Raw genomic sequence first — 15,844 nt, 5'->3', positions numbered from 1 at the left:
ACTTATGGCTACTACTGCGCAGGAGTAGCAGAAGTGCCACCACCTATCACGCGAATGTCGCCTCTACGGTTTTGCTGGTAGCATTCCTCTGTTTGCTCTGTGCATAGAGGTTTGCTTTCGCCAAAGCTGATTACACGGATATTTGCAGGATTTACACCCTTTAGAGATAGGGCATCTCGCACGGCTATCGCACGCTTTGTGCCAAGAGCGTAGTTATACTCATCTGTCCCTCTTTCATCAGCATTGCCCTCAATAGTTACTTGATAGCTTTGTTGTCCTTTTATGCTTCTTGCAGCTTCGTCTATGACAGATTGCATATCGCCACGGATATTAAATCTATCAAAATCAAAATAGACACTTCCTATGGTTTCGCCCGCATCTCCACCTTCGCCAAAGACACTGCCACCTGCACCGCCTCCACTACCACCGCGTGAGCCTCTAGCTCCTTGATACACTTCTGTGTCAGTATCATCATCTTCATCAGAATCTACATTGACACCCTTATCAGCACAACCTGTCATCAAAAAAAGTGCAAAAGCTGCACCAAACAACATAAACTTCTTCATAGGAATACTCCTTTAAGCTTGGGATAAAAACACCATTTTAACATAACAAAAACAAATATTTTGTTATTTTTTGCGTTTTTATGCGTATTTTAGGGCGATTTTGTGGGGTTTGGTATTTTGGATTTTATCTTTTCGCTTTTGTATGACAGTGGCTAAATTCTACAAAATTTCAAAAATCAAAAAAACTTTAGGCAAAAAATCAAACAATCCTGCAATGCCCCTTTAATGCGCCTAATACCACCCTTTTAAGACACAATATCAAATCCACAAAAACCCACAAAAATCTTGTAAGCATTTTTCAAGATTTTCAAATTCTGTCAATCAAAAAATATTACCAATCAAAAGATTGTATCCCCACAGCATTTGTAAGCGGGAATAAAAAACTTTTGTTATAGTCAAGTCGTATCACGCCGATAGCAGACTGCCCAGCAGTATGTTTCAAAAACATCACACTTCCGCCGTCTTGAGAGAATTTTGGCATTTGATTATTTCCCACAGCAGTTAGCCTGCGGATAAAATCGCTCTTTGTAGAAATGATATAAATATTGAAAATATTTGGACCAAATTCGTTATTACTCTCTCGGCTTGCATAAGCGATATAATCGCCAAATGAACTCACAGAGTTATTATTCCTGCCGTGAAAAACGACTTGTTGGGCTGGGGCATTGAGATTTAGCGACTTGGAGTAGACATTTGGCGTGCCTAGCCTATCAGAGATAAACACCATTTCATTGTCGTTTTTGATAAACGCACCTGAAACATCGATTCCGGGATATTTGGTAAGCTGACTAAGTTTTTTGCTTTTTGTATCGTAGAGATAAATATCTGTCTGCTTTCTTGGAGCAAGTGTGATTAGTAGCTTTTTGCCATCTTTGCTTACATCTGAAACCGCTGCCATACCTTGACTATCTACGAGCCTTTCACTCTCTCCTGTGTAGATATTGTAGCGGATAATCGTAGGCAATGGCAGATAGCGCGTGAAGTAGATTTCCTTTTGTGCAGAATCAGCCCATTTAGGAAAAATATTAAGCCCACCTGTTATTATGGTTTGGTTATAAGTAAGCGTATAATCGCTAAGCACGATATTTGCTAGCCCCGAAATCGTGTATTGAGAATACACCACATAGCGGCTCATCCAATCAATCGGCGGAGCTTTTATGTATTTGTTTATATCAATAGCCATTTTGTGCGCTGCAAATGGATATAGCTGCGAATCTGATACTTGATAGGTTTTGTTTATGCTTAGATTAGAAGAGTTTATGTCATAAAGTAGAAGTGTCGCCTTGTAATTTTTGTTTTCTTTTTTTACTTGGATAATAGCTACTAAATCGATTTTTTTTGCTTGGTAAATACTATAATCAATGCTTCCTTTGCTATACGCCCCCCCATCACTTGGCTCAAAATGCCCCGATACACTCAAATCCCCCATAAGCACTTTATACGCCCTCTTTGCAGTGAGAGACTCTCCTGCTGGGACATATCCCACCTCTATTTTTGGCATTCTTTGGACGCTTTTTACGATTTCCATAGTCGCATCCGCGCCAAATGTCAAACTCATCAAAAGTCCTACGCCACCAAAAAACGCAACTACAAACTTTCTCATATTATTTTCCTTTCTTTATTTCCTTTTATAAAAATTGCGTATTATATATCACTTGCAAATACAAAGCACAAACACTATTGAGAATCTATGCGAAAATTCATATCAATCTGCACGGATTTCCCCTCTGGGTGAGGCGGGAAACTCTCATTTTTAAAAGAATCTAGTAATTCAATCACACCCTCATTTAGTCCATCAAACTTAGACAATCGAACAATGCGATAGCTAAACCCACCACTTGGGCTAATCTGCACAAGTGTCGTAACTATCGCGCCTTGATAGGATTGATAAAACCCCGGATTCCATTTTCGATAGATTATATCATAAATCTCGCCATACCATTCGTCATACTTACCATCAGCAAAATCTGGCGAAATCGTTTGGGATTGCGCTTCTATTTGTTTATTGTCCATAGCTTTTATTTCATCGCGTATTTTTTCGATTTCTTCTTGGAGGGCTTGGAGGGCATTTTTTTCAGTTTTGTCTTGGGTGTTTTTTGCTACCTGACTTCTATCATCAGTATTTTCCACAGGTGGCATTATCTGCGCATCGGCGATATTAGAAAACATTTCTTTTATCCCCATACCCTCCACAGGTGTGCCTGCATTTTTTTTGTCTTGCTTTTGTTTAGGTTTTTTGGGCTCACTAATGCTAATAGCAATAGACTGCTCCAAAATCGTGCTTGTGCGTGGAATGTATTTGGTTTTAAAAAGTGGTGTGAAGTTGAAAAGCAGTAAAAAAAGCACAAAAAAATACACCAAAAAAGCACTAATGCCACTATAAATGAATGGAATCTCACTTTTTTGAAGCATTTGCTACCCGCTTGTTACAAGGGAGATTTTTTGGAATCCTGCTTCTTTGACGGATTTTAAGATAAACATTATCGTTTCATAGTTCAGTCGCTCATCACCGCGTATAAAAACAGGTGTTTCTTTTTTGTCATACTGCTTTGCTAAGAGATTGAAGCTATCGGGAAATGCCTTGTATTCATAAGAGTTGTTTTTGATATAGACTTTTTTGTCTTTGTCTATACGGATTTCCAAAGTATTATCTAGTGCGCGTTTGTTGGTTTTTGTGCCTTTTGGGAGGGTTATGTCCTCTTGGTAGACAATCGTAGGCGTAGTTACCATAAGAATAGCAAGCAACACAAGCATAATATCCACAAGAGGAGTGATATTTAGCTCTGGCTTATCCTCCCACAAAAAATTCTCATCCATTGTTTCTATGTGTCCAATCTTTTGTAAATCTATCTAAAACTATGTGGAACAACGATATAGTCTATTTGCATCTGCACATACACACCCAAATCATACACCTTGCGCTTAAGACTTAAAAAAAATGTATATGCTGGAATCGCTGTAAGAATCCCCGCAGCCGTAGCGATAAGTGCCTTTGATATGACAGGAGCTATCACATCAAAAGAAATCTGTCCCGTGCTACCAAGCCTACCAAACGCGTCCAAAATCTCAACTACCGTGCCAAAAAGCCCTATAAATGGAGAAGTAGAAGCAATTATGCTTAAAAACGAAAGTCCTGTGCTTGCTTCTTTGATAGTCTTACTTTTCCAAATAGAAAAAATACCCGGCTTAAGTCCGTGCTCGGTATTAAAAAACAGTGCGTCTTTTGGGAATCTTTGCTGCCCTTGCAAAATCGCATCTAGCGATTCTTGCTCGTCCTTGCACATACTAGATATAGAAAAGTATTTGTAGAAAAAAATCCACAGAGTAACAACAAAATAAAACGATAACCACACAAGTGTAAAAAGCGTGATAGGACTAGACTCCTCAAAAAATATAAACAGCGAACTCATACTTTTGATTCCCTAGATTCCGCTTTTTACAACTTGCTCTATACGAGAGACAACTGAAGAAATAGCCACTCTATCATCACTAGCTTCCTCAAGGAGTTTTCTAGCATTATCAATGCCCTCAGAGATAGCACCCTCATCATCGCCACCGACTGCCACCGCACCATTTGCAATGACACTCACCCTTGTCGCACTTACATCTGCATAGCCCCAATCAATCGCCACAAGTTCGTGCTTTCCGTCATTGATAATCTCTATCACGCCTGCTTTTAGCAATGACAAAAGATTGCTATGCCCATAAAACACGCCAAACTCCCCCTCAACCCCGGGCATAGTGATAGAATCCACTTCGCCAGCAAATATCTCACCATAAGGCGTCACAATGCTTAGATTTATTTTTTCCATATAGCAACCTTTATGCTTTTTTCATACTCTCTGCTTTTTGGACTGCTTCTTGTATATTTCCTACCATATAGAAAGCATTTTCAGGGATATGGTCGTATTTGCCCTCCAAGATTCCCTTAAATCCTTCAAGTGTATCCTCTAGTGCGACATATTTGCCCGCACTTCCTGTAAACACTTCCGCGACAAAGAAAGGTTGCGATAAAAATTTCTCAATCTTTCTAGCGCGTTCAACAACTTTTTTGTCCTCTTCGGATAGCTCGTCCATACCAAGTATAGCGATAATGTCTTGCAAGTCTTTATATTTTTGCAAAATCTGCTGAATACCTGTGGCGATTTGATAATGCTCTTCGCCAACGATTTGCGGGTCAAGCATACGAGACGATGAATCAAGTGGGTCTACCGCAGGATAGATTCCCTTTTCTGCGATTTTTCGGTTTAGCACGGTTCGTGCATCAAGGTGTGAAAATACACTCGCGGGCGCAGGGTCAGTCAAGTCATCAGCTGGCACATATACCGCTTGGACAGAAGTGATAGAGCCTTTTTTAGTAGAAGTGATTCTCTCTTGGAGCTTGCCCATCTCACTTGCCAAAGTTGGCTGATAACCCACAGCTGATGGGATTCTACCTAGCAAGGCAGACATTTCAGAGCCTGATTGCGCATAACGGAAAATATTGTCAATAAACATAAGCACATCTAGCCCTTTTTCATCACGGAAATACTCCGCCATAGTTAGCCCTGCAAACGCGATTCTGTTTCTTGCTCCCGGTGGTTCATTCATCTGCCCATAGCAAAGAGCGACTTTGTCTATTACCCCACCTTCTTTCATTTCGTGATAAAGGTCATTTCCCTCTCTTGTGCGCTCGCCCACACCTGCAAACACAGAATACCCGCTGTGTTTATAAGCAACATTGTGGATAAGCTCCATAATAACAACCGTCTTGCCAACGCCCGCACCACCAAACAATCCTACCTTACCACCTTTTGAGTATGGTGCAAGCAAATCAACGACTTTAATCCCTGTTTCAAAAATCTCTGTCTTTGTGCTTTGCTCCTCAAACTTTGGTGCTTCTCTATGGATAGCCCATCGCAAATCACTTTTTACAGGAGCACCACCATCGACAACTTCACCTATAACATTAAAGATTCTGCCTAGCACAGCTTCGCCCACAGGCACGCTTATCATCTCTCCTCTTGCCATAACGGCCTGTCCGCGAGTAAGTCCCTCTGTCATATCCATAGCGATTGCACGCACACGATTATCGCCTAGGTGAGCCGCCACTTCTAAGACTAGATTTTTCTTTTTGCCATCAAAATCATAGACAATATCTAGTGCTTCATTGATAAAAGGCAGATACGACTCAAAATCTACATCTACAACTGGTCCTATGACTTGGACGATTTTTCCTTCTTTTGATTCCATTTAAGTCTCCTTTATTTCATAGATTCCGCGCCCGCGTTGATTTCTACTAGCTCGGTAGTAATCGACTCTTGTCGCGCTTTGTTATAAGAGATAGTAAGCTCTCTCACTAGCTCGCCTGCATTTTCAGTAGCTGTGTCCATAGCCTGCATACGCGCACTATGCTCTGCTGCTAGAGAATCAATCAGCGCGTAATACATATTATACTCAATATACTTCTGAGCTGCTTGGTCTAGCACTGCGTCTTCATCATCATCTGGCTCAATGGTTATGGATTCTTGCTGAGCAGTATCCTCACTTATTTCCTCTATGACTTGCTCTAGCTTATAGCCTAGTGGCAGGATACTTTTGACTTTTAGCTCTTGAGAGATTTTGTTTTTAAATCCATTATGCACCAAAATGACTTCATCAGTCAAGCCGTCTAAATAATCTTTGGTTACCTGCATAATAAATTCACTAGCTCTCTCAAAATCAGGCGAAGAACTAAGCCCCGTAACCTTATCCAAAATCTCAATCTCATTAAAAGTAAAATACGCTATGCCTTTTTTGCCAACACCGCGAAGCCTTACCTTAATACCCTTTGACTTAAAGTCCGCAATCAGTCTTAGCACCTCTTTGATAGTGGCTGCATTAAACCCGCCGCAAAGTCCCTTATCAGCGGTAATAAACACAATATCAACCTTTTTTACTTCTTTATTTTTTAGGTTGACAAAAAAACGACTATTGATGTTTTCTAGTCCGCGCACTTTCATCTTTGAGATGACATCTTCAAAAACTTCATTTAACCTATCGTGGAAAGCTCTCGAACGCTTCGCCATTTCTTCGGCTTTTTTGAGTTTTGAGGTGGAGACAAGTTTCATCGCTCGTGTCGTCTTTTGGGTGCTCTTGACACTGCTGATTTTTGTCCTAATCTCTTTTAGATTATTTCCCATTTCCTACTCCACTAGCTAAAACTTAGCTTGTATTCTTCTAACGCCTTTGTGAGACTTGCCTCTAAGTCTTTATCCAATGCTTTTTTGCTACGAATTCCCTCAAAAATCTTAGGATATTTTGCTTCCAAGAATGGATACAAATCGTTTTCAAAATGCCCTACTTTATTTGCAGGAATATCATCTAAAAATCCGTGTGCTCCAGCAAAAATAGCCACCACTTGTCGCTCAATAGGCAACGGCGAATAAGGAGGTTGCTTTAGAACTTCCACCATTCTTTGTCCTCGCTCTAGTTGCTTTCGGCTGACTTCATCAAGGTCAGAAGCAAATTGCGAAAACGCTTGAAGTTCTCTATATTGTGCCAAGTCAAGTCGCAATGTCCCAGCAACTTGTTTCGTGGCTTTGATTTGAGCTGCACCACCCACGCGAGATACAGAAAGTCCCACATTTATCGCAGGGCGAACGCCAGAGTAGAACAAATCTGTTTCCAAGAAAATCTGCCCATCAGTGATAGAAATGACATTGGTAGGAATATATGCAGAGACATCGCCTGCTTGAGTTTCGATGATGGGAAGTGCGGTAAGCGAGCCAGCACCTTTTTCATCAGAAAGTTTTGCAGCTCGCTCTAGCAAACGAGAGTGAATATAGAATACATCACCCGGGAAAGCCTCACGACCCGGAGGTCTGCGCAAAATCAAGCTCATCTCTCTATAAGCCACCGCGTGTTTACTCAAATCATCATAGATAATAAGCGCGTGTCGTGCATTGTCTCTAAAGTATTCGCCGATAGTTACACCTGTGTATGGAGCAAGATACTGCATAGCCGCAGATGAGGAAGCGGGAGCATTTACGATTACTGTGTATTCCATAGCTCCGTGCTCTTCAAGCTTGCGCACCACTTGAGCGACAGTGGATTCTTTTTGCCCGATAGCCACATAGATACAGATGACATCTTGCCCTTTTTGGTTGATAATCGTATCTATCGCAACGGTTGTTTTCCCTGTCTGTCTATCGCCGATAATAAGCTCACGCTGTCCTCGTCCGATAGGCACAAGTGCGTCAATAGCCTTTAGCCCTGTTTGCAATGGCTCGTGGACAGACTTCCTATCCATAATACCCGGTGCTTTTTCCTCAACGAAACGATATTCGCTTGCTTCAATAGCACCTTTACCATCAATTGGCTCTCCAATAGTGTTGATAACACGCCCGACAACAGCATCGCCAACGGGAACTTTCATAAGTTTGTTTAGTCTTTTTACAGAAGCACCCTCTTTGATTTTGCTACCATTACCCAAGATAACAACACCAACGCTACCTTCCTCAAGGTTTGACGCCAAGCCAAAATCACCCGTGTCAAATTCCACCATTTCATAGGACATTACATTCTTAAGTCCATAGACTTTTGCCACACCGTCGGCATAAGCGATGACTTTACCTGTCTCGGATATGTCGATATTTATATCAAAGCTACTAATCTTTTCCTTGATTATTGAGCTAATTTCTTCAGATTTTAGTTTCTGTGCCACTTCTTTTTCTCCTTTACTTTGGGGTAAATAACTAGGCTAAATCGCCTTTAAAATATGGGACTGTAAATCATCAAAGAATTTCTTTTTGAGAAAAGAAATCTCCACTCCCAAATCCTCTACTACTAGCCGAATACCATCGATTTTGGCTTGAGATTGCTCAATGCTAAGTTTCGCGCCAAGCCTGTTTGAGAGGCTCTTAGCAATGCTATCAATCGTGCCAGAATCAAGGTTTTTATTTGCATACAAAACAGCCTTATGCTGATTTTGCAAACTTCGCAAATGCTTTTGCAAAATATCAGCGATAAAAGGCATAATCTCTATGCGACCGTTTTGTATTAGCAAATCTACAAAATTCTCAAACTCTTTTTGATTTTCTAGCAAAGACATCAATAGTTCTTTTTTCTTTGCCTTTTGCACATAAGGAGAGTGAATAATATCCCTAAACTTCTCTAGCTCAAACGCCTTGCACGCACTAGACAAAACATCGCTAAGTTTTTTTAGTGTCGCATTATCATAGGTTTTGATAAGTGCTTGCGCGTATTTTTTTGCGATAATCTCTTCCATATTACGCCACCTTACTTTGTAGGATTCTCACATACTCATCACTGCTAATGTCCCCTGCCTTGCCATTAAACAACTCTTTTAGCACGGCTTGGACGATTTCCTCTCTCATCTTTCGCTCCTCAAATTCCATAATCGTTTGGCTACCTTTGATGAGATTTTCCGCATCGCTTTTATACAGCTCATCATACCGCTTTGCGATATTACCCGACTCTTGCTTGGCAAAAGCGATGATTTCTTCGGCTCTTTTCTTTGCCTCCTCTAGCTGTTTTTTTGCCTGCTCTTTGGACTTCTTGGCAGATTTCATTTTTTCTTGGACTTCCTCAAACCTCTTTGCAATAGAAGCCTTGCGATTGTTTAAAATGTCTTTTAAATATGGCACGACAAAATACCACACAATCGCCACAAAAATCGCAAAGTTTATAATTCGCACAGTAAAATCAGTCTGTGAAATATCTACCGCCCCAGAAGCACAAGACACGCTATGTAGCGCACCAAACAAAAACACAATCTTAGCTATCCACCTCATCACATTCATCACACTCTCCTTTTAGCTCACAGCTGCTTAATCTTAAGCTTAAGTGCGTCTTCAAACTCACCCAAGTGAGCAAGCAACTCTTTTTTGCTGACTTCTTTTTGTTTCTCAAGATTAGCCCGAAAATCCTGAAGTTTTTTTACTAGCTCTTCTTGTTTTTTTTGGAGATTGGCTTCGTAGTGAGATTTTGCATCGCTAGTAGATTTTTGGAGGATTTCGCTTGAGCGAGCCCTCGCATCAGAGAGTATATCTTGGATTTGTTGTTGGATTTCTTGGACTTGTGTATCACTACTGCTTATCGAATCCAAATCTTTGCGTAGTGTAGCCTCACGCTCGTCCATAAAACCTATAAGTGGCTTAAACAGCCAAACATTTAGCAAAACCATCGTAAGCAAAAATACGACAAACACTAGCAACATCAAGTAGGGGTCTGGTATAGTGATACTCATCTTAGTCCTTTCTTAAAGATTTTCTTTACAATGTCCAAACATTATAGCAACTCAATCTTAAATTAAGATTTTAATTTCTCAATTAACCACAAAATTTTATCCCTTTTGGGTTGAATCGTAACACTTTTGTGAGAAATCTGCGTGCTTATCCCAAGCGAAATAAAAACTTCTTGCAATTCTTTCAGCTCATCTGCAATAGAATCTTTAGCATCACCACTTCCTTTTGATTGCTTTTGTGATTGCCTGACATTCCCTGCGGAATTTTTTAGATTCTTAGCTAACCCCTCTGTGTCGCTAACAGATAGCTTCTGTCCGATGATAGAATCCGCCAGCACCTTTTGGTCTTTTTCGCTAAGCCCCACCATTACCTTAGCGTGCCCCTGTGTGATTTTGCCCTCCAAAATTAGATTTTGAGCATACTCACTAAGCTGAAGCAATCGCAAAGTATTTGTAATCTGTGTGCGAGATTTTTTTAGCTTTTTAGCAAGCTCCTCGTGCGTGATATTGTGCTCTTCAATAAGAGACTGATATGAGTTTGCTAGCTCAATAGCGTTCAAATCCTCTCGTTGGATATTTTCTATGAGGGCTATTTCTCGTAGCTTGTCTTTTAGGGCATTGTTTATGATTGCTCTTAGGCTAGATAATTTTGCGATTTTACTCGCTCTCAATCGCCGCTCGCCCGCAACTAAAAAATATTTCCCCTCATCTTCATACACCACGACAGGCTGTATCTGTCCGTCCTCCTCAAGAGATTTCGCTAGCTCTTTTAGAGAATCCTCATCAAATGCTTTGCGTGGTTGATATGGATTTGGGTGGATATTTTCCACTTCTAGCTCTACAACCTCAAACTGGCTAGACACACGCCCGCCTACCCTAGCATTGCTTAGGTCCTCCTCATAGGCGCGCATAGTATCGCCTAGCAGTTCAGCTAGTCCGCTACCAAGTGCCTTTTTTTGCTTCTTTGCCAAATCACGCTCCTCGCAAAATGACTTGTGCTAAATCTTGGTAAGCTACACTACCGCTGGATTTTATATCGTATTCTATGATAGGCTTGCCAAAGCTAGGACATTCTGCAAGTTTGATATTTCGCGGTATAACGATATAAGGCTCAAGACTTTCCTCACCTTGCGCCTCTTCATCTTTTTTGAAAAGGTTGCTATCAAAATACTCTCTTAGCTCTGTTAAAACCTGCTTGTGTAGGTTATTTTGCGCTGCATACATTGTAGGTAGAAGTCCGCGCACTTTTAGCGTAGGATTGATTCCGTTCTCTTTGACGAGTTTTATGGTATTTAGCAACTGCGTAACCCCTTGCAAAGCATAATACTCACACTGCACGGGTATAATCACCGAGTTAGCCGCTGCAAGCGCATTTACTGTGAGCGGTCCAAGAGCGGGCGGAGAATCAATGATGATAAAATCATATTGCCCTTGCACTTCGGCGATTTTTTTCTTTAGGATTAGCTCTCTTCCCTCTTTGTTTGCCCAAAAGCTCTTTTCAATCCCCACAAGCGCAATGTCTGAAGGCACTATATCCATAAACTCTATATCCGTTTTTTGTATCACTTCAGAGATTGTCTTGCTTCCCATAAGGACATGATAGATATTGGATTCTATCTTTGTGCGGCGAAGCCCCAAGCTCCTTGTCGCGTTTGATTGTGAATCAAAATCAATCAAAAGCACCTTTTTTTCTGCTGCTGCCAAACACGCTGCGAGATTTACCGCTGTTGTGGTTTTGCCTACTCCGCCTTTTTGGTTTGCTATGGTTATGACTTCACACATTGCTAAACTCCATACCTTTCTAAGTTATAAATTATCCTCCCCCCCACTTCCAAAGCCCCGTCCTCACGCAAGATTGCTTCTTTTAAGCTGACTTGCTCGCCTTGAAAATGAAAGCAGAAAGAAAAATTTCTGTAAAATTCTAGCCTATATTTTCTAAAAATTTGCTTCCAAGTTGGAGGTTTTTGCAAAATTTTAAAATATTTTTCCAAAACCTCGTGTTTATCGGGACTAATATCTAAGCTACCAAACTTCACACTTTGGAAATTTAGCCCGATTCCACAAATAATATGACTATCATATATCTCTACCAAAACCCCACCAACTTTGCTATTTTCTACATACAAATCATTGGGGTATTTTAGCCACACACGCGAGCCTAGAGAGCTAAGCACTTCTTTAAAAACAAATCCCAAATAAATCGCCAAACTCTGCTTTGGCAAATCTTTTGGTGGATAAGAAAAAGTAAATGAAAACATAAGAGAATCTTTTGCGTTTTCCCACAAACTACCCCTAGAGCCTACACCAGCCATTTGAGTTTGGGCGATGACACATATATCTTTAGATTTTGCTTGAGATATTTTTTGGGAGGGGGTTGTGCCACTCTCTTTATGCTGTGCTTTGCATTGCGCTTGAGAATCCATTTGGGATTTTGTTTTTGTTTCTTTTTGGGATTCTGCTCCTTGAGATTCTGCTCTAGTTTTTGTAGCGGATTCTTTAGATTCTTTCAATATGCGTTTAATCTCTTTTTGTGTGGAATCCACCTCTTTTAGCCAAATATACTCCATTGCCTTATGCCTTTGCCTTATACACTTTATGAAATATGTTTTATCGCAATCGTTGTCTAAAAAAAGCAATTTTTAAAAAAGTAAAAATTTAAGAGGAAAACCAACCAAGATACTAGAATCTAACTTAAGAAGCTAAAAACAATAAAAATCAGAGCAAAACAAAAAAAGGTGCAACAAAAAATCAGCACAAAACCCTAAGCATTTATAATTTTAATACCATTACGACTTCTGCGATTTTTGCGATTCCCCATCACGACTTCGCATATCAAATAAACCTTTTTCAAAGCAAGCCTTTGGGCTTTTTAACCAAAGGCTTGCCAAAATCTAGGGTTAAACACAAAGCTAGCAAAGCGATTCAAAAGCCAATTTTAAATCAACTTAAAATCAGCCAATCAACCCTTACGCAAGCTGTGCTTCTACCATCCAGATAGCCTTTTGTAGTCCGCCTAGCTTATCATCGCAATACGCAGTAGTTACCCTATCATCTTCTTTTTCCGCAAGAGAAGCGAGAGTTTCAAAGTCCGCTTCAAGCTGTTGATAGATTTTTAGCACTTCTTTTAGTGTTTCTTTGGAAGTAAAAGAAGTCTTTGTCTCCTCTTTGACTTTTGATAGTTTGAGTGCTTCGCTAAGTGTAACCACAGGTGTGCCACCAAGCTGTGCCACTCTCTCTGCCAAGTCATCAAACATATCAGCAAATTCATCATAAATCTCTTCTAGTGCTTTGTGTGCTTGAGGAAAATCACTTCCACGCACATTCCAATGATAATTATGCACTTTCATATAAAGCACAATGCTGTCTGCTTGCATTTTGCGAAGTTGCTCAATAACTTTAGTTTTTTTGCTTTTTGTATTCTCTTTCATTGTTTTCTCCTTTGTTTTTGATTTGGTTTGTAAAAAGAACCTAAAGCATTTTTATTGTAGCCCTAAAAGGTAATCTTATGTTAAAATACCGCCTGCATTTTGCGATATTTTGCTTTTTTGTAAATTTTCATAGAGGTGGTAGATGGAAAATTCTCTAAATAGCACAGCGGGTTGTTTTTTGGGGCTAGATTCTTTTTTGGGATTTTTTGGCTTTAGCGATTGTGCCAAATCTATCCTCACACAAGATAATTTACTAATACTAAAAAGCCTAGCGATTTTGTTTGTGGTGTTTGTCGCTACGATTGCTAGCAGATTTGCACCATTTGTTGTCTTTGCCAAAGGCAATGTCCCAAAACGACTGCTAAGTCTAGGAGAGGCTTTGCCCCCTGCGATGATAGGAATGCTACTTGTGTATTGCTTTAAAGATACAGATTTTACTTCATCGCCTTTTGGGCTAAATGAGCTAGCAGGAATCGCACTTGTGGTGCTACTATATGTCGTAAGCAGACTAGGTGTTTTGTGCGTGATAGGTGGGACTGCAGGCTATATGGTGTTGGTGCAAAGCGAGGCCTTAAGCAGAGTTTTTGGGTAGTTTGGCTAAATTTTTCACAGCTATAAGCGATTTTTGAAATAAGCAAACAAAAATAAATAAGATTTGCTACAATTAAGTAGATTCTAAATCTTTTAAGGAGACAAAATGTCAAAGCTACTATTTGGAGTAAGCGACACAGAGGAATGCAGACGAGCGATAAAGACGATTATTCGACTATTTGGACACAGGCAAGAAGTAGAGCTAACGCTATTGCATGTTACGCCTGAAGTGCTTGTGTATGCAGAAAGTGGGATTGTGGATTATGGCACGATAGAAAATATCGAGAAAGAAAAATCAAACGAGATTTTAGAAGAGTTTGAGCTGACATTCAAAAGCGAGGGGATCTCGTGCAACAAAATCTTGCGCACGGGCAATCCTGTCGATGTCGTGCTAGAAATCGCAGACAAATACGACTTGCTAGTCATCGGTGCGAGCGAATCCTCTCTATTGCACAGAATCTTTAATTCCCATCAAAACAGCATTGTGAATTCTTCGCCCATCCCTGTGCTAGTAGCGAAATAATCCAAAAAAGCATTTTAAACTAGGTTTTGTTTGTAAATCAAAAGAGTGATTCCCAAACATAAAAAGTGTAGCGTAGCAAAGTGTAGTCATAATAGAGTAAAATAACGGTGGCAAGGCAATGATAAAATCTTTTATACATTTTGTCAAAACATTTTTTGCAAGCGTTTGTGTTGTCGCACTTGTGGCTACCTACGGCTTTGGGTTAGAGTTTGGCACGATGGGCAATGTCTCCGCAGGTATGGGAGGTGCAGGCGTAGCGGTAAAAAACTCTCCTTTCGCGCTTTATTACAATCCCGCCTTGCTTAGCGCGGAGACAAAACGCGTGCGATTTGGCTACTCACTAGGGATTGAAGTGCGTGAGAAAAATCTCGATAAAATCGTGGATATAAACTTGGGCGGGCTAGGTGCTTCTAGCACAGAAACTTCTACGACTTCAGCTAGCTTCAAAACCATTCAAGGCAATCTAGAAAAGCTAAAAAGCGCACTTAGTCAAAACGCATTTAACCTCATAAGCCAAAATGGCATAACTTTCCAATTCGCACCCGCACTTTTGCGCGGTAGCATAGGCACATTTGGCGTGGGATATTTTGCTTCATTTTATGGTGGCTCTTCGATAAAGGCAGACCCAAACAGAATGGAGCTGATTTTGAAGTATTCTAATGGAGGGCAAACAGCGTATTGCAAGGTGGATTCTAGCGGTGGCTGCACTACAAGTGATGAAACAGCTTACAAAAATTCATCTCTGCAGTATTCACTAGAGGAGGGGAAAGCTCACAGCATAGTAGCTCAAGGATTTTTGCTAAATGAGATTCCCATAGGCTATGCCTACACTTTCTACACCAAGTATGTCAATATCAATCTAGGCATAAGTGGCAGGCTACTAAGTGGCTCTCTAAACAAAAGCACAGTGCTTCTATCAAGCAAAACAAATCTAGGAAATGAAGCGAAAAACTTCGCAAACAAAGGCAACTTTGACACAAAGGCAAACTTCGCTATTGACGCGGGTGCTATGCTAGAGATTGACTTGCCAGATTTTCGCTACCTTACCTTTGGATTTGTCGCAAAAAACATAAACTCTCCTAGATTTCGCTACTCAAATGGCGAAGTGGATATAAAGCCACAATTTCGATTAGGACTTGCTTATAATCAACAAAACCTAGTCCTAGCACTAGATGCGGATTTGAACCAAAATGAAATGATGAGCCAAAGCAATCAAAAGCCATATAGTCAAATGATAGGCGGGGGGATAAAGATTGACTTGCGTGCGTTTGACATAAGGGCGGGGCTTATGAAAGACATTCGTCAAGACGATGGACTTATCATTACCGCAGGGGTAAATATTTTGGGATTTTTAGATGTTGCTTTGCAGTGTGGCACAGAGCTAGCACAAACGCAAAAATGGGGTTCTTTCCCGCGCTATCTTAGTCTAAAAGTGGGTGGTAATTTTTCGTTTTAGATTTTTGCATAGATTGCTTGTGGTAGAAATTTTTAAGCAAAATAGCAAAATGTA

Annotated in this window: 19 protein-coding genes; 3 read left to right on the top strand and 16 right to left on the bottom strand. The window is 40.4% G+C overall.

What is annotated here, in order from left to right:
• Nucleotides 1-11: 11 nt before the first annotated feature.
• The 16 genes from pal to CQA40_RS03675 all read right to left on the bottom strand — a co-directional run bounded on the left by pal (nt 12) and on the right by CQA40_RS03675 (nt 13,220).
• Entirely contained in the window at nt 12-566 is a 555-nt protein-coding gene (gene pal / locus CQA40_RS03750) for a peptidoglycan-associated lipoprotein Pal (protein ID WP_023927361.1), read from the bottom strand.
• A 331-nt stretch (nt 567-897) separates the two neighbouring features.
• Nucleotides 898-2,169, bottom strand: coding sequence for a Tol-Pal system protein TolB (gene tolB / locus CQA40_RS03745; protein ID WP_258864446.1), 1,272 nt, complete (start codon nt 2,167-2,169; stop codon nt 898-900).
• 74 nt (nt 2,170-2,243) lie between these two features.
• The gene (locus CQA40_RS03740) at nt 2,244-2,978 is read right to left on the bottom strand and encodes a TonB C-terminal domain-containing protein (protein ID WP_023927359.1); all 735 of its coding nucleotides are present in this window, start codon (nt 2,976-2,978) and stop codon (nt 2,244-2,246) included.
• 3 nt (nt 2,979-2,981) lie between these two features.
• Complete coding sequence (locus tag CQA40_RS03735; protein WP_023927358.1) at nt 2,982-3,383, bottom strand: biopolymer transporter ExbD; 402 nt, start codon at nt 3,381-3,383, stop codon at nt 2,982-2,984.
• A gap of 29 nt (nt 3,384-3,412) precedes the next feature.
• Nucleotides 3,413-3,976, bottom strand: a complete 564-nt coding sequence (locus tag CQA40_RS03730) for a MotA/TolQ/ExbB proton channel family protein (protein ID WP_115519608.1) — start codon at nt 3,974-3,976, stop codon at nt 3,413-3,415.
• A 12-nt stretch (nt 3,977-3,988) separates the two neighbouring features.
• Nucleotides 3,989-4,378 carry an ATP synthase F1 subunit epsilon gene (atpC, locus tag CQA40_RS03725; protein ID WP_115519607.1) on the bottom strand — a complete coding sequence of 130 codons (390 nt, stop codon included), beginning with the start codon at nt 4,376-4,378 and terminating at the stop codon, nt 3,989-3,991.
• A 10-nt stretch (nt 4,379-4,388) separates the two neighbouring features.
• On the bottom strand, nt 4,389-5,798 hold the full coding sequence (atpD, locus tag CQA40_RS03720) for a F0F1 ATP synthase subunit beta (RefSeq protein WP_115519606.1): 1,410 nt from the start codon (nt 5,796-5,798) through the stop codon (nt 4,389-4,391).
• An 11-nt stretch (nt 5,799-5,809) separates the two neighbouring features.
• Nucleotides 5,810-6,727 (bottom strand): ATP synthase F1 subunit gamma, encoded by a 918-nt coding sequence (atpG, locus tag CQA40_RS03715; protein ID WP_115519605.1) that lies wholly within the window; start codon nt 6,725-6,727, stop codon nt 5,810-5,812.
• A gap of 11 nt (nt 6,728-6,738) precedes the next feature.
• Nucleotides 6,739-8,250 carry a F0F1 ATP synthase subunit alpha gene (gene atpA / locus CQA40_RS03710; protein WP_023927353.1) on the bottom strand — a complete coding sequence of 504 codons (1,512 nt, stop codon included), beginning with the start codon at nt 8,248-8,250 and terminating at the stop codon, nt 6,739-6,741.
• 36 nt (nt 8,251-8,286) lie between these two features.
• Entirely contained in the window at nt 8,287-8,814 is a 528-nt protein-coding gene (locus CQA40_RS03705; RefSeq protein ID WP_115519604.1) for a F0F1 ATP synthase subunit delta, read from the bottom strand.
• Between the two features lies 1 nt (nt 8,815).
• Nucleotides 8,816-9,349, bottom strand: coding sequence for a hypothetical protein (locus CQA40_RS03700; protein ID WP_115519603.1), 534 nt, complete (start codon nt 9,347-9,349; stop codon nt 8,816-8,818).
• Between the two features lie 17 nt (nt 9,350-9,366).
• Nucleotides 9,367-9,795, bottom strand: a complete 429-nt coding sequence (locus tag CQA40_RS03695) for a F0F1 ATP synthase subunit B' (protein ID WP_115519602.1) — start codon at nt 9,793-9,795, stop codon at nt 9,367-9,369.
• Between the two features lie 62 nt (nt 9,796-9,857).
• On the bottom strand, nt 9,858-10,763 hold the full coding sequence (locus CQA40_RS03690; RefSeq protein WP_115519601.1) for a ParB/RepB/Spo0J family partition protein: 906 nt from the start codon (nt 10,761-10,763) through the stop codon (nt 9,858-9,860).
• 1 nt (nt 10,764) lies between these two features.
• Nucleotides 10,765-11,574 carry a ParA family protein gene (locus tag CQA40_RS03685; protein WP_115519600.1) on the bottom strand — a complete coding sequence of 270 codons (810 nt, stop codon included), beginning with the start codon at nt 11,572-11,574 and terminating at the stop codon, nt 10,765-10,767.
• Nucleotides 11,575-11,576: 2 nt separating this feature from the next.
• Nucleotides 11,577-12,359: a biotin--[acetyl-CoA-carboxylase] ligase gene (locus CQA40_RS03680; RefSeq protein ID WP_115519599.1), complete on the bottom strand. Its 783-nt coding sequence runs from the start codon at nt 12,357-12,359 to the stop codon at nt 11,577-11,579.
• Between the two features lie 399 nt (nt 12,360-12,758).
• Nucleotides 12,759-13,220: a DNA starvation/stationary phase protection protein gene (locus tag CQA40_RS03675; RefSeq protein ID WP_023927346.1), complete on the bottom strand. Its 462-nt coding sequence runs from the start codon at nt 13,218-13,220 to the stop codon at nt 12,759-12,761.
• 142 nt (nt 13,221-13,362) lie between these two features.
• Here CQA40_RS03675 and CQA40_RS03670 point away from each other — a divergent pair, with 142 nt between their 5' ends.
• The 3 genes from CQA40_RS03670 to traF all read left to right on the top strand — a co-directional run bounded on the left by CQA40_RS03670 (nt 13,363) and on the right by traF (nt 15,790).
• Nucleotides 13,363-13,812 (top strand): branched-chain amino acid transporter permease, encoded by a 450-nt coding sequence (locus tag CQA40_RS03670; protein ID WP_023927345.1) that lies wholly within the window; start codon nt 13,363-13,365, stop codon nt 13,810-13,812.
• Between the two features lie 105 nt (nt 13,813-13,917).
• Complete coding sequence (locus CQA40_RS03665; protein WP_023927344.1) at nt 13,918-14,334, top strand: universal stress protein; 417 nt, start codon at nt 13,918-13,920, stop codon at nt 14,332-14,334.
• A 118-nt stretch (nt 14,335-14,452) separates the two neighbouring features.
• The gene (gene traF, locus CQA40_RS03660) at nt 14,453-15,790 is read left to right on the top strand and encodes a conjugal transfer protein TraF (RefSeq protein ID WP_115519598.1); all 1,338 of its coding nucleotides are present in this window, start codon (nt 14,453-14,455) and stop codon (nt 15,788-15,790) included.
• Nucleotides 15,791-15,844 lie beyond the last annotated feature (54 nt).

The sequence above is a fragment of the Helicobacter sp. MIT 01-3238 genome (assembly GCF_003364135.1).
Classification (GTDB): Bacteria; Campylobacterota; Campylobacteria; order Campylobacterales; family Helicobacteraceae; genus Helicobacter_B.
This window is presented reverse-complemented; position numbering and strand designations above follow the sequence as displayed.

Excerpts from the sequence above, each read along its gene's own strand:
- pal (WP_023927361.1), bottom strand. The coding sequence starts at position 566 with ATGAAGAAGTTTATGTTGTTTGGTGCAGCTTTTGCACTTTTTTTGATG.
- tolB (WP_258864446.1), bottom strand. The coding sequence starts at position 2,169 with ATGAGAAAGTTTGTAGTTGCGTTTTTTGGTGGCGTAGGACTTTTGATG.
- CQA40_RS03740 (WP_023927359.1), bottom strand. The coding sequence starts at position 2,978 with ATGCTTCAAAAAAGTGAGATTCCATTCATTTATAGTGGCATTAGTGCT.
- CQA40_RS03735 (WP_023927358.1), bottom strand. The coding sequence starts at position 3,383 with ATGGATGAGAATTTTTTGTGGGAGGATAAGCCAGAGCTAAATATCACT.
- CQA40_RS03730 (WP_115519608.1), bottom strand. The coding sequence starts at position 3,976 with ATGAGTTCGCTGTTTATATTTTTTGAGGAGTCTAGTCCTATCACGCTT.
- atpC (WP_115519607.1), bottom strand. The coding sequence starts at position 4,378 with ATGGAAAAAATAAATCTAAGCATTGTGACGCCTTATGGTGAGATATTT.
- atpD (WP_115519606.1), bottom strand. The coding sequence starts at position 5,798 with ATGGAATCAAAAGAAGGAAAAATCGTCCAAGTCATAGGACCAGTTGTA.
- atpG (WP_115519605.1), bottom strand. The coding sequence starts at position 6,727 with ATGGGAAATAATCTAAAAGAGATTAGGACAAAAATCAGCAGTGTCAAG.
- CQA40_RS03705 (WP_115519604.1), bottom strand. The coding sequence starts at position 8,814 with ATGGAAGAGATTATCGCAAAAAAATACGCGCAAGCACTTATCAAAACC.
- CQA40_RS03700 (WP_115519603.1), bottom strand. The coding sequence starts at position 9,349 with ATGAATGTGATGAGGTGGATAGCTAAGATTGTGTTTTTGTTTGGTGCG.
- CQA40_RS03695 (WP_115519602.1), bottom strand. The coding sequence starts at position 9,795 with ATGAGTATCACTATACCAGACCCCTACTTGATGTTGCTAGTGTTTGTC.
- CQA40_RS03685 (WP_115519600.1), bottom strand. The coding sequence starts at position 11,574 with ATGTGTGAAGTCATAACCATAGCAAACCAAAAAGGCGGAGTAGGCAAA.
- CQA40_RS03680 (WP_115519599.1), bottom strand. The coding sequence starts at position 12,359 with ATGGAGTATATTTGGCTAAAAGAGGTGGATTCCACACAAAAAGAGATT.
- CQA40_RS03675 (WP_023927346.1), bottom strand. The coding sequence starts at position 13,220 with ATGAAAGAGAATACAAAAAGCAAAAAAACTAAAGTTATTGAGCAACTT.
- CQA40_RS03670 (WP_023927345.1), top strand. The coding sequence starts at position 13,363 with ATGGAAAATTCTCTAAATAGCACAGCGGGTTGTTTTTTGGGGCTAGAT.
- CQA40_RS03665 (WP_023927344.1), top strand. The coding sequence starts at position 13,918 with ATGTCAAAGCTACTATTTGGAGTAAGCGACACAGAGGAATGCAGACGA.
- traF (WP_115519598.1), top strand. The coding sequence starts at position 14,453 with ATGATAAAATCTTTTATACATTTTGTCAAAACATTTTTTGCAAGCGTT.